The organism is Frigoribacterium sp. CFBP9030 (genome assembly GCF_034045195.1).
Lineage (GTDB): Bacteria > Actinomycetota > Actinomycetes > Actinomycetales > Microbacteriaceae > Frigoribacterium.
This window is the reverse complement of the sequence record NZ_JAXCWG010000001.1, coordinates 262,043-274,198: the sequence shown is the minus strand read 5'-3', so window position 1 is coordinate 274,198 and position 12,156 is coordinate 262,043. Positions and strand designations below refer to the sequence as shown.

The 12,156-nt window shown below is 71.9% G+C and carries 11 protein-coding genes; all 11 read right to left on the bottom strand.

What is annotated here, in order from left to right; all coding sequences use genetic code 11:
- Positions 1 to 119: 119 nt before the first annotated feature.
- The 11 genes from SOM13_RS01255 to ligA all read right to left on the bottom strand — a co-directional run bounded on the left by SOM13_RS01255 (position 120) and on the right by ligA (position 12,152).
- Positions 120 to 929, bottom strand: coding sequence for a hypothetical protein (locus SOM13_RS01255; RefSeq protein WP_320478681.1), 810 nt, complete (start codon positions 927 to 929; stop codon positions 120 to 122).
- Positions 930 to 1,029: 100 nt separating this feature from the next.
- A complete protein-coding gene (locus tag SOM13_RS01250; RefSeq protein WP_320478680.1) occupies positions 1,030 to 1,776 on the bottom strand; it encodes a DedA family protein in 747 nt (248 codons plus the stop codon).
- A 92-nt stretch (positions 1,777 to 1,868) separates the two neighbouring features.
- Positions 1,869 to 2,279 carry a DUF3054 domain-containing protein gene (locus SOM13_RS01245; protein ID WP_320478679.1) on the bottom strand — a complete coding sequence of 137 codons (411 nt, stop codon included), beginning with the start codon at positions 2,277 to 2,279 and terminating at the stop codon, positions 1,869 to 1,871.
- A gap of 25 nt (positions 2,280 to 2,304) precedes the next feature.
- Positions 2,305 to 2,949 carry a spermidine/putrescine ABC transporter substrate-binding protein gene (locus tag SOM13_RS01240; RefSeq protein ID WP_320478678.1) on the bottom strand — a complete coding sequence of 215 codons (645 nt, stop codon included), beginning with the start codon at positions 2,947 to 2,949 and terminating at the stop codon, positions 2,305 to 2,307.
- Between the two features lie 76 nt (positions 2,950 to 3,025).
- The gene (locus SOM13_RS01235) at positions 3,026 to 3,862 is read right to left on the bottom strand and encodes a DUF3097 domain-containing protein (RefSeq protein ID WP_243215221.1); all 837 of its coding nucleotides are present in this window, start codon (positions 3,860 to 3,862) and stop codon (positions 3,026 to 3,028) included.
- Positions 3,855 to 4,712 carry a hypothetical protein gene (locus SOM13_RS01230; RefSeq protein ID WP_320478677.1) on the bottom strand — a complete coding sequence of 286 codons (858 nt, stop codon included), beginning with the start codon at positions 4,710 to 4,712 and terminating at the stop codon, positions 3,855 to 3,857. Before SOM13_RS01230 ends, SOM13_RS01235 begins: the two co-directional genes overlap by 8 nt.
- 88 nt (positions 4,713 to 4,800) lie before the next feature.
- Positions 4,801 to 6,300: an Asp-tRNA(Asn)/Glu-tRNA(Gln) amidotransferase subunit GatB gene (gene gatB / locus SOM13_RS01225; RefSeq protein ID WP_320478676.1), complete on the bottom strand. Its 1,500-nt coding sequence runs from the start codon at positions 6,298 to 6,300 to the stop codon at positions 4,801 to 4,803.
- Complete coding sequence (gatA, locus tag SOM13_RS01220) at positions 6,300 to 7,850, bottom strand: Asp-tRNA(Asn)/Glu-tRNA(Gln) amidotransferase subunit GatA (RefSeq protein ID WP_192059845.1); 1,551 nt, start codon at positions 7,848 to 7,850, stop codon at positions 6,300 to 6,302. Before gatA ends, gatB begins: the two co-directional genes overlap by 1 nt.
- A 2-nt stretch (positions 7,851 to 7,852) precedes the next feature.
- Positions 7,853 to 8,152, bottom strand: coding sequence for an Asp-tRNA(Asn)/Glu-tRNA(Gln) amidotransferase subunit GatC (gatC, locus tag SOM13_RS01215; protein ID WP_055794582.1), 300 nt, complete (start codon positions 8,150 to 8,152; stop codon positions 7,853 to 7,855).
- 117 nt (positions 8,153 to 8,269) lie between these two features.
- On the bottom strand, positions 8,270 to 9,655 hold the full coding sequence (locus SOM13_RS01210) for an alpha/beta hydrolase (protein ID WP_243215223.1): 1,386 nt from the start codon (positions 9,653 to 9,655) through the stop codon (positions 8,270 to 8,272).
- Between the two features lie 184 nt (positions 9,656 to 9,839).
- Positions 9,840 to 12,152, bottom strand: coding sequence for an NAD-dependent DNA ligase LigA (ligA, locus tag SOM13_RS01205; RefSeq protein WP_192059841.1), 2,313 nt, complete (start codon positions 12,150 to 12,152; stop codon positions 9,840 to 9,842).
- Positions 12,153 to 12,156 lie beyond the last annotated feature (4 nt).

The following is a 12,156-nucleotide window of genomic DNA, read 5'->3' as shown; positions in this document are numbered from 1 at the left end:
TCTCCTCGACTCATCCTCGCGTTCGCGGGTCTCCGACGGTAGTCGTTCACGACCGAGGAGGCGCGACTCGCGTGAGTCGCGCCTCCTCGGCCGTCACCATGGCGCAGCGCCGCACGGTGCTAGATGTCGAAGCCGCCGAAGTCGCCGCCCCCGAAGTCGCCCCCGCCGAATCCACCGCCACCGAAGTCGCCACCCCCGAAGTCGCCGCCGCCGTCGCCCGCGCCGGTGTCGGCGCCCGCGGTCTCCGTGCCCGTGTCGCCCGGGTCGGAGCCATCGCCCTGGTCGCCCTCGCCGCCGTCGGCCGTGGCGCCGCCGTCGGGCAGGAACGCACCGACCAGCGCCGAGCCGATCACGAAGCCGGCCACCGTGCCGAGCAGCGAGCCGCCGATCATCGAGCCCATGCCGGGCCCGCGGCGACCCTGGGCGTTCTGCCCCTCGGAGGGGCTGCCGCCGCCGAGCGTGCGCTCGAGGGTGCCCGGCTGGCGGAGCTCGGACCGGGTGGCGGCCTGCGCCAGCGACGCCGGGTCGTCGCCGCGCGGGCGCTCGCTCTCGGACGCCTGCGCGCTGAGCTCGTCGAAGACCAGGCGACGCTGCTCGGGCGTGAGCTTCTCGAAGGCCTCGGCGTGCACCTGCTCGATGGTCTCGGGCGGGGCCGTCCGCAGCAGGTAGCGATAGCGCTCGACGGCGATCTCGTCGTCGGTCCGTGCAGCCTGCGGTGCGGACGCCCGGGGCGCGGACGCCTGCCCGTACGGCTGCTGGCCGGAGGTCGCCTGGTCATACGACTGCTGGCCGGAGGGCTGCTGGTCGTACGACTGCTGGCCGTAGGGCTGCTGGTCGTACGACTGCTGGCCGTAGGGCCGGGTGTCCGCCCTGGGGCCGGGCTTGGCCTGGTCGTCGTCGCGGCCGAGGAGTCTGTCGAGGAATCCCATCGGAGCGGTTCCCTTCCGTTCGTGGTGTGCGGTGCGGAGGCACCTGCCGAACACGACAGTACGGTCGCCCGCCGCCGCCTGCCTGTGCGCAGCGTGCGGATCAGCCGCGAACGTCGCCGTCGGCGTCTCGGTGATCGCCGGGCTCGCGGGTGTCGTGGGCGCCGGCGGAGTCGCCGCGTCGTCGGCGTCGCAGCAGCGCCCGCACCACGAGCCAGACGATCACGCCGGCGATCGCGCCGTAGACGATGTAGTCGAGGTACTTCGCGTACTCGTCGATCAGCTCGTACTGGGTTCCGAGGGCGGCACCCAGGGAGATCAGGAGGGTGTTCCAGATGCCGCTGCCGACGATGGTGAAGAGCGAGAACGTGACGAGGGGCATGCGGTCGGCGCCGGCCGGCAGCGAGATGAGACTGCGGACGCCGGGGATGAAGCGCCCGAAGAAGACGGCCGAGCGACCGTGCCGGTGGAACCAGCCCGCCGCCTTGTCGAAGTCCTCGCGGTCGACGAGCGGCAGCTTCGAGAGCCATCGGATGCTCCGTTCGAGACCGAGCTTCGCACCGAGGAGGTACAGCACGAGTGCACCGACGTACGCTCCGAGCGTCGTGACGACGATGAGGAGGCCGATGTTCATGTCGCCGCTGCCGGCGAGTGCACCGGCCAACGGCAGGATCAGCTCGCTCGGGATCGGCGGGAAGATCGTCTCGATGAAGGTCAGCAGACCGACGCCCCACTCGCCCAGCGCGTCGATCACGCGCGACGCGATGCCGACGATGCCCCCGCTCTCGGTCAACGATCCGGGGGCGGATGCGGCGGTCAGGAGTGCGGTCGGCGCGGCTGAGGAGGTCATGTGTCCCTGGGTCGGTTCGGGTCCCGCTCGGGACGGGCTCGGATCGGCTCCTCGAGTATGCCGGGTCAGGCTGTGGACGACCCCTGCGCGGGTCAGACGGGTCGGCCGGCGCCTCGTCGGCGGGCCGCGAGCAGCCCGATCAGTCGCCAGCCCACCAGGAACACCCCGAGCACGATCGCCGTGACGACGACGAAGCTCGGCTCGACGCCCTGTCCGCTCGCGACACGCAGCAGCACTCCCACGACGACCGTCGCCACCCAGACGACCAGCCCCGCCCTGGGGCCGCGCATCGACCAGCCCACGCCGAGCACCGTCGCCCAGCCGACGGCGAGACCGACGACGAACGGCCAGAGGGTCGTCGCGACGCCCGTGGGGTCGAGGGCCTCGGCATGACTGCTGCGGCCGATGAGGACGAACGCTGCGACGAGCAGGAGATCGACGACGGCGACCCACCAGAGCCCTGTGGAGCGCCTCGAGCGCCCGCTGCGTGAGATGCCGGTCATGTCTGCCTTTCGAGCGGGAGCGGGTTCAGGAGGGCTGCTCGAGCGTCTGCGACAGCTCCGAAAGCAGGTCGTCGATCTGCGGTTCGACGAGACGCTCGACGGCGTCGCCGATGCGCTCCCGCTGAGCGACGAGGGCGAAGCAGAGGCTCGTGCCGACCGACTGCGCGTGGTCGTCGGCCAGCGCGACTTCTCGACGCAGCGCCTCCTTGGCCTCGTCGGAGTACTCGACGGGGTCGACCGTGCGGGACCCGGCAGGAGGCGCGTCCTCCTCTGCGAGACCGGCCAGCGTGAACAGGAACGGCTGAGCGGGGTCCGGTTCGGGATCGACGTCGAGCCCCTCGAACTCGGGGTCGAGACCGACGTCGGGGCGGTAGCCGACGTCGACGACGCCGTCGGCCTCGCGACGCAGCTCCCGGTCGACGAGCGGCAGGTTGCGGGCCGTGTAGATCTCGACCTCGTCGTCGACGATGTGACGCAGCCGGTTCAGCAGCGCGTGCTGGACGGCGTGCGGCACGTCGCGGTCGAAACCGGCGGCGACGGCGACGGGCGACCCGAAGCAGAGCCGGCACACGCGGGTGCGCCCGCGGGCCGTGCCGATGCGCCAGCGGGGCAGCCAGCGCAGCCAGGCGTCGACGGCGCTCTGCACGCGCCCCTCGATCGATTCCGCCATGCCCCGAATCTACGGGCATCGGGCGGTGATGACCGCGTACCCCCGGGCGATTCACCGGGTCGGGGCCCGGGTGCCGTCAGTCGACGGTGACGAAGTCGATCAGTCGCTCGACGGGGCCGAGCAGAGCGGGTTCGAGGTCGGCGAAGGTCCGCACCCGCCCGAGGATCCGCTGCCAGGCGGCGGCGATGTCGGCCTGGTCGTCGTGCGGCCAGCCGAGCGCGTCGCAGATGCCGTGCTTCCATTCGATCGAGCGGGGCACCGCGGGCCACTCGGCGAGACCGACGCGCGCGGGCCTGACCGCCTGCCAGACGTCGACGAACGGGTGCCCGACGACGAGCACGCCCGCCCCCGACGGCCCCGCCATGACGGAGTCGGCGATCCGGCTCTCCTTCGAGCCGGCGACGAGGTGGTCGACCAGCACGCCCACCCGCCGGGTGGGCGACGGACGGAACTCCGCGAGCACCTCGGCCAGGTGGTCGACGCCCTCGAGGTACTCGACGACGACGCCCTCGATCCGCAGGTCGGAGCCCCATACCTTCTCGACCAGCTCGGCGTCGTGACGTCCTTCGACGAAGATCCGGCTCTCGCGGGCGACCCGGGCACGGGCCCCGTCGACGGCGAACGATCCCGACGCGGTGCGTGCCCGGCCGGCCGGCGCCGCCCGCGGCACCCGCAGCGCCACGGGCGCGCCGTCGATCAGGAACGATCCCGACAGCGGGAACGCCCGCACGCGGCCCTTCCAGTCCTCCAGCTCGACCAGGCCCGCCGAGACCCGCACGACGGCCCCGGTGAAGCCGCTCGCGGAGTCCTCGACGACCAGATCGCGGACGGCGTCGGTCGGCGTCGCGACCGGCCGCTTCGAGCGCTTCCAGTCGCCGCTCAGCACGTCGTCTCCGTATCGGTCGTCAGTCACGGGGCGATGGACCTCTCTGCGGTGGTTCGGGTCGGGTTCGGGGTTGCGGTCTCGGTGATGGCTGGTAGGGGCGAGGCGGGCTCTTCGACGCCCCGGCCTCGTCGGACCGGCGACGCTCGCCGGGCCGCGGCGAGGTGCGACCCACGGGGGACGCGGCCTTCGCCCCGACCGCGCGGGGCTGAGCCGCGCGGGGCTGAGCCGCGCGGGGCTGAGCCACGCGGGCCGGGGCGTCGCGAGAGGGCCCGTCTCGAGGGGGTGACCGGCGTGAGACCCCCTGCGCCGCGCCCTCGGCGGCGCGTGCGGGAGTCGACCGCGCGGCCGTCGTTCCCGTCTGCGCCGATCGCCGCGGCGGAGCGAATCCGCCGGTGAGCACCCAGCTGAGCCAGACGAGCATCCCCACGACGTAGACGACGGACACCGCGAGCGGGATCCACCATGCGGCGACGGCACCACCGGACTGGCCGACGAGTGCCACGACGATCAGCGCGGCGACGAACCAGAGCCCCGCCGCAGTGCCTCGGGCGAGGTGGCTGGCGAGTCGACGGCGCAGCTCACGGCGTCGGGACTCGTGCTTCCAGTAGGAGGCGCGGGGCACGAGCAGGTGCCGTGCGGGCGTCCAGGCGAGCGCGGCGGCCGAGACCAGATACGCGATCAGGATCACGACGGCGACCGCGACGGCGACCAGGAGGAGGTCCGACCTGCTCGCGAACGCCGCCCCGGCACCGTCCGTCGTGCGGATGACGACGACGCGCAGGGGCAGCCACGTCGCCGCGACGGCCACGACGACGGCGAGACCCATGACCGCCACCCCGACCGGGGCGGCGGGTCGGATCCACCGGGGCACGCTCATCGGTCGCCGTCGCGCTCGTGCCGACGCGCAGGCACCTGCTCGATCACGGCGGCTCCCCCGTCGACGGCGATGCTCGTGCCGCCGGTCGTCAGGCCTGAGCGCGCTCGAGCACCAGCTCGCGCACGCGGGCCGCGTCGGCCTGGCCCTTCATGGCCTTCATCACCGCGCCGATGACGGCGCCGGCGGCCTGCACCTTGCCGTCGCGGATCTTCGCGAGGACGTCGGGCTGACCGGCCAGGGCCTCGTCGATCGCCGCGATGAGCGCGCCGTCGTCGGAGACGACCTTGAGCCCGCGCTTCTCGACGACCTCGCCGGGTGCGCCCTCGCCCGCCACGACGCCTTCGAGCACCTGACGCGCGAGGCGATCGGTCAGATCGCCCGACTCGATGAGCGCGATGAGCTCGCTGACGTGCAGTGGGGACACGAGGGTCGACGGTTCGACGCCTCGGGCGTTCGCCAGACGGGCGATCTCGCCCGTCCACCACTTGCGCGCCGCCTGCGGTGAGGCGCCGGCCTGGACGGTCTCGACGAGTTCGGTCAGCATGCCCGAGTTCACGACGTCCTGGAACTCGAGGTCGGCGAAGCCCCATTCGGCCTTCAGCCGGCGACGGAGGGCCACCGGGGCCTCCGGCAGGGCGAGTCGGAGCTCTTCGATCAGCTCACGGGGAGGCACGACGGGCAGCAGGTCGGGCTCGGGGAAGTAGCGGTAGTCGTCGGCGTCGCTCTTCGGACGACCCGCCGACGTGCGACCGGTGTCTTCGTGCCAGTGGCGGGTCTCCTGGGTGATGGTGCCGCCCGAGGCGAGGATGGCGGCCTGCCGCTGGATCTCGTAGCGCACCGCGCGCTCGACCGAGCGGAACGAGTTGACGTTCTTGGTCTCGGTGCGGGTGCCGAGCTTCTCCTGGCCGTGGGGGCGCAGCGAGACGTTCGCGTCGCAGCGCAGGTTGCCGCGCTCCATGCGCGCCTCGCTGACACCGAGCGAGCGCACGATGTCGCGGATGGTCGACACGTACGCGGCGCCCAGCTCGGGGCCCAGCGCGCCCGCGCCGATGATGGGCTTGGTCACGATCTCGACGAGCGGGATGCCGGCGCGGTTGTAGTCGACCAGCGAGTACTCGGCGCCCTGGATGCGCCCGGTCGAACCGCCGACGTGCGTCAGCTTGCCGGCGTCCTCCTCCATGTGGGCCCGCTCGATCGGGATCCGGAAGACGGTGCCGTCGGGCAGCTCGACCTCGACCTCGCCTTCGTAGGCGATCGGCTCGTCGAACTGGCTGACCTGGTAGTTCTTGGGGTTGTCGGGGTAGAAGTAGTTCTTCCGGGCGAAGCGCGAGCTCTCGGCGATCGAGCAGCCCAGGGCGAGCCCGAGGCTGATCGAGTAGCGGACGGCCTGCTCGTTGACGACGGGCAGCGAGCCCGGCAGGCCGAGGTCGACCGGGGTCACATTGGTGTTCGGGGCACCGCCGAAGAAGTTCGGGGCGTCCGAGAACATCTTCGTCTTCGTGGCGAGCTCGACGTGCACCTCGAAGCCGAGCACGACCTCGAACCTCTGCAGCGCCTCGTCGTAGTCCATCAGGTCTGCCTTGGCCATCAGATGACTCCCTCGGTGGCGGCGTGCTGTTCGGTGCTGCTGAGATCGGGTGCCTGCGAGATGAGGGTGCGTCCCCAGCTCTGCTCGAGCAGCTGCTCGAGTGCGGCGCCGTAGGTGTAGAGGCGGGCGTCCTCACGGGCCGGAGCCATGAACTGCAACCCGACGGGCAGACCGTCTTCGGCGGCGAGCCCCATCGGGATCGTGATGCCGGGGATTCCTGCGAGGTTCGCCGGGATCGTCGTGATGTCGTTCAGGTACATCGCCAGCGGGTCGTCGATCTTCGAGCCGAGCGGGAACGCCGTGGTCGGAGCGGACGGCGACACGAGCACGTCGACCTCGGCGAACGCCTTCGCGAAGTCGCGCTGCACGAGGGTCCGGACCTTCTGGGCGCTGCCGTAGTAGGCGTCGTAGTACCCCGCGCTCAGCGCGTAGGTGCCGAGGATGATGCGGCGCTTCACCTCGGGGCCGAAGCCGGCCTCGCGGGTCGCGGCCATGACGTCCTCGACGGTGCCGCCGCCCTCGGGCACGACGCGCATGCCGAAGCGGACGGAGTCGAACTTGGCGAGGTTGCTCGAGGCCTCGGCCGGCAGGATGAGGTAGTAGGCGCTGATCGCGTACTCGAAGCTCGGCGCCGAGATCTCGACGATCTCCGCACCCGCCGCCGTGAGCAGATCGAGAGCCTCGGTGAAGCGCGTCTTGACCCCGCCCTGGAACCCCTCGCCGTTCAGCTCCTTGACGACGCCGATGCGGACGCCCTTCAGGGCGCCGCCGGCGAGACCGGCGCGAGCGGCGTCGGTGAACGACGGCCATTCGTCACGGAGCGACGTGGAGTCGCGCGGGTCGTGGCCCTTGATGACGTCGTGCAGCAGGGCGGAGTCGAGCACGGTGCGGCTGACCGGACCGACCTGATCGAGCGAGCTGGCGAGGGCGATGGCGCCGTACCGGCTGACGGAGCCGTAGGTGGGCTTGACGCCCACGGTGCCGGTGACGGCGCCCGGCTGACGGATGGAGCCGCCGGTGTCGCTGCCGAGCGCGAGGGGCGCCTCGAAGGCCGCGACCGCCGCGGCCGAGCCGCCGCCCGAGCCACCGGGGATGCGGTCGAGCGACCACGGGTTGTGCGTCGGGCCGTACGCCGAGAACTCGGTCGACGAGCCCATCGCGAACTCGTCCATGTTCGTCTTGCCGAGCGGCACGAGGTCCGCGGCGCGGAGCTTCTTGACGACCGTGGCGTCGTAGGGCGGCACCCAGCCCTCGAGGATGCGGCTGCCCGAGGTCGACGGCATGTCGATGGTGCAGAGGACGTCCTTGACGGCGATCGGCACACCGGCCAGCGGCCCGAGGGGCTCGCCGGCGGCGCGACGGCGGTCGACGTCGGCGGCCGTGGCCAGGGCGGCGTCGCTGACGTGCAGGAAGGCGTGGACGTCGCCGTCGACCGCGGCGATGCGGTCGAGGTGCGCCTGCGTGGCCTCCACGGACGAGACCTCGCCGGAGCCGAGCTTGACGGAGAGGTCGGCCGCGCTGAGGCGGATGAGGCTTGCGGTGTCGGTCATCTCTACTGCTCTTCTCCGAGGATGGCGCTCACTCTGAAGCGCGAGCCGTCGTGGTCGGGGGCGCCGGACAGCGCCTGCTCGGCCGTGAGCGTCTCGCCCACGACATCGGGGCGGAAGACGTTCTCGAGCGGGATGGGGTGGCTCGTCGCGGGGACGTCGTCGGTGGCGACCTCGGCCACCTTCGCGACGTTGTCGACGATCTGCCCGAGCTCTCGGGTCATCGTGTCGATCTCGTCGGCGGTGAGGGCGATTCGGGCGAGACCGGCGAGGTGCTCGACCTGCTCGCGCGTGATGTCAGACATGGTGCTCCGTCACAGGGATCGTGTGGGGGTACTGCGCTTGGGGGTCGCCGTCGATTCTACGGGGAGGCTCCGACCGAGGAGGCGCGGTGCGAGTCGACCCGCGCCTCCTGCGCCTTCTCAGTCGCGGGCGTAGAGATCCTGCGGGCGCACGAGCGTGATGTCGGGGAGCACCGGGCCTCCGGTGCCCGGGGTGCGTTCGTCGGAGTCGACGAGGTCGCCGCGACCGAGCCCGATCAGGGCGATGCTGCGGAGCGACTCGGTGCCGGGGCGCAGGTAGTCGTTGTGCCCGAGCGCCGCGGCGAGGGCCTCTCCGGTCACGCCGTCGAGGCCTCCCCCGGTGTGCAGCATCACCGCGCCGAACCCGGGCGACCCGGGGTCGGCGCCGAAGACGCCGCTGCCGGCCACCGGGTCGAAGCTGCCCGCCGCCGCGTAGACGTCGCTGCCGTGCACGGCGAGCTGGGTCGACGTCTCGACGACGCTCCCGGGCGAGCCGAGCAGCACGAGCGAGTCGACGACGGTCCGCCCGGACGACAGCGCGAGGGTCGCGGTCGTCGAACCGTACGAGTGCGCGACCACGGTGACCCTCGCGGGGTGCGCCGAGCGTGCGGCGTCGAGCCCGGCGAGCGAGTCCACCAGGTGCCCGGCGCCGACCCGGGCGAGGTCGAGCGAGTACACGTTGGTCAGATCGGGCGTGCGGTAGCCCATCCACGCGACGACGGCGGTCGAGGGGGCGTCGGCGGCCGCCCGTCCGGACGGCAGGCCCGCCCAGCTCGACTGCTCGTCGTAGAGCCCACCGGCCGTGATCGACCAGTCGACGACCTGACCGGTCACCCCGTAGAGCATCCCCGGCACCAGGATGCTGACGTCGTCGGCCGCGTCGAGATCCCCGATCGACACCGCGACCCGACCCGGCATGACCGTGTCGAGCAGGACGAGCTGCCGGTCGGCCGCTCCGCTGGTGCGATCGGCGAGGGCCTCGCCGACGGCGGCGAGCATCGCGGCGCGGGCGACGTCGTCAGGGCCGGCCTCGCCGCTCGCGAGACGGTCGTCCACGGCCGCCACGGCCTCGCTCAGGAAGACCCGGTTCGCTCCGTCGCGCACGCCGTAGGGCACCCCCTCGAGGTTGCCCACGAGACCGGGTGCCAGCGCGATGAGCTCGTTCCGTCGCGACGGGTCGAGGGCTCCCCACCAGTCGCCGACGACGTCGGCTTCGACGTCGGCGGTCACCGCGGCCGACAGTGCACTGACGTCGTCTCCCGCGGAGTCCAGGTGCGAAGCGAACGACCGCACGGACTCCGAGGAGGCGCGGGTCAGCTCACCGAGGCAACCCGCCCCGTCGACGCCCTCGGTCGTCTCTCCACCGCACGCCAGGGCGACCGCGTCGGCGGACTCCCCCGCCTCGGGTCCCGCCCAGGCCGGAACCCGTGCTGGCACGGTCGCACTCGCGGAGACGAGAGCGGTCTCGACCTCGGCGTGAGCCGTCGACACGGCCTCGGACGGCACGACCGATGTCGCCGGTGCATCGATCGCTCCGAGGAGGTGGATCGATGCGGAAAGGATTGCTGTAGCGAGGAACAGCACGTCGGGTCTTCCCCCTCGAGGCACACCTGTACCCCGAACCCCCTACAGCCCGAAGACGATGTGCGCTCATATCGTAGGGGGAGCCGATGACGCCCCACCAGATGCGCTACGCCTCGATGTCGGTATCGTCCCCCGTTTCGGGCTCGGCCAGCCCCGTCGGGCCCTCCTTAAGGAGGACATGGAACTGCGCTGCGTCGATGATGCGGACGCCGAGAGCCTCCGCCTTCGTCAGCTTCGAACCGGCCCCCGGCCCGGCGGCGACGAAGTCGGTCTTCTTGCTGACGCTGTTGCCCGCCTTGCCGCCGGCGGCGAGGATGGCCTCCTGGGCTCCCTCTCGACTGAACCCCTCGAGACTCCCGGTGGCGACGACCGTCAGCCCGGAGAGCACCCCGCCGGCCGTCTCGGCAGCCCCCGGCCCCGGATGCCCGGGCGTGGCGAACTGCACCCCAGCGGCGGCCCACCGGTCGATGATCTCGACGTGCCAGTCGACGGAGAACCAGTCGATCAGGGCGTCGGCGATGATGCCGCCGACGCCGTCGACGGCCGCCAGCTCGTCGCGGTCGGCGGATCGGATGGCGTCGAGCGAGCCGAAGTGGTTCGCGAGAGCTCGTGCGGCCACCGGACCGACGTGGCGGATGCTGAGACCCACGAGGATGCGCCAGAGCGGGCTCGTCTTCGCCTTGTCGAGGTTGCCGAGCATCTCGAGGGCGCTCTTGGACGGGACGGACGTCTCGTCGCCCGAGAACCCGTCGGCGTCGGGGTCGAACGGGCCGTCCCGCTTCGTCCGCCGACGCCGGAACGGCGTCACCAGCTTGGGAGCCCCGTCGGCCTCGAGCTTCTGCATGCCGGTCTCGGAATCGCGGACGACGACCCTCACCGGGAAGATGTCGGCCATCGTGAGGTCGAACAGCCCCGCCTCGGTGCGGAGCGGCGGCTCGGCGGGCTCCACGGGCTGGGTCAGCGCCGCGGCGGCGACCTCGCCGAGCCCCTCGACGTCGAGCGACCCCCGCGACGCGATGTGCTCGACCCGACCGCGCACCTGCGCGGGGCAGCTCTGGGCATTGGGGCAGCGGAGGTCGATGTCGCCCTCTTTGGCGGGTCGGAGCGGTGTGCCGCACTCGGGGCAGTCGGTCGGCATGACGAACTCGCGCTCCGTGCCGTCCCGCAGCTCGATGACCGGCCCCAGCACCTCGGGGATGACGTCGCCGGCCTTGCGCAGCACGACGGTGTCGCCGATCAGCACGCCCTTGGCCTTGACGACCTGCTGGTTGTGCAGTGTCGCCTGCCGCACCTCGCTACCGGCCACCTCGACCTTCTCCATGACGGCGAACGGCGTCGCCCGACCGGTGCGCCCCACGCTGACGACGATGTCGAGCAGAGTCGTGTTGACCTCTTCGGGCGGGTACTTGAACGCGGTGGCCCACCGTGGCGCACGACTCGTCGAGCCCAGCTCTTCGTGCAGCGCCAGGTCGTCGACCTTGATCACGATGCCGTCGATCTGGTGCTCGACCGACGCGCGCCTCACTCCGTAGTCGTGGATGAACGCCTGCACGTCGGCGACCGTGTCGAACACCCGATGGTGCGTCGAGATGGGCAGACCCCAGCCACCCAGCAGCTCGTAGACCTCCGACTGCGAACGCACCTCGGTGGCGCGTTCGAGGTCGCCGACCGGCCACGCGCCGATGCCGTGCACCAGCATCCGCAGGCGACGGAGGCGGGCGTGCATCAGCTCGCGCTTCTCGGGGCTCTTGCCCTCCTCCTTCTGACGGAGCGACCCGGCGGCCGCGTTGCGGGGATTGGCGAAGACCCGCTCGCCTGCCTCGCGCTGCTGCGCGTTCAACTCGTCGAACTGGCTGACGGGGAAGAAGATCTCGCCGCGCACCTCGACCAGGGGCGGGTGACCCGTGCCCGACAGGCGCTCGGGGATCGAGCCCATCACGAGCACGTTGCCCGTGACGTCCTCGCCGACGACACCGTCGCCGCGGGTGGCGGCGGTGACGAGCACGCCGTTCTCGTAGCGGAGGTTGATGGCGAGACCGTCGATCTTCAGCTCGGTCAGGAACCGGACGCGCTCGGACCCCGAGTCGCGCTGCACCTTCGCGGCCCACTCGGCCAGCTCGTCGTCGCTGAAGACGTTGTCGAGGCTGAGCATGCGCTCGGCGTGCTCGACCGGGGCGAACTGCGTGGTCTCGGCCCGGCCGCCGACGGTCTGCGTGGGGCTGTCGTCTTTCTGGAGCTCGGGGTGCGCCCGCTCGATCGCGTCCAGCCTCCGCACCAGGGCGTCGTACTCGGAGTCCGACACCGTCGAAGCGTTCGACTCGTAGTACTGGTCGCGGAGATCGAGGATCCGTGCGGTGAGACCCTCGGCCTCGTCACGTGCCTCGGCGAGGTCGGCGGGAACGGCGTCGCTGTCGCTCATGGCC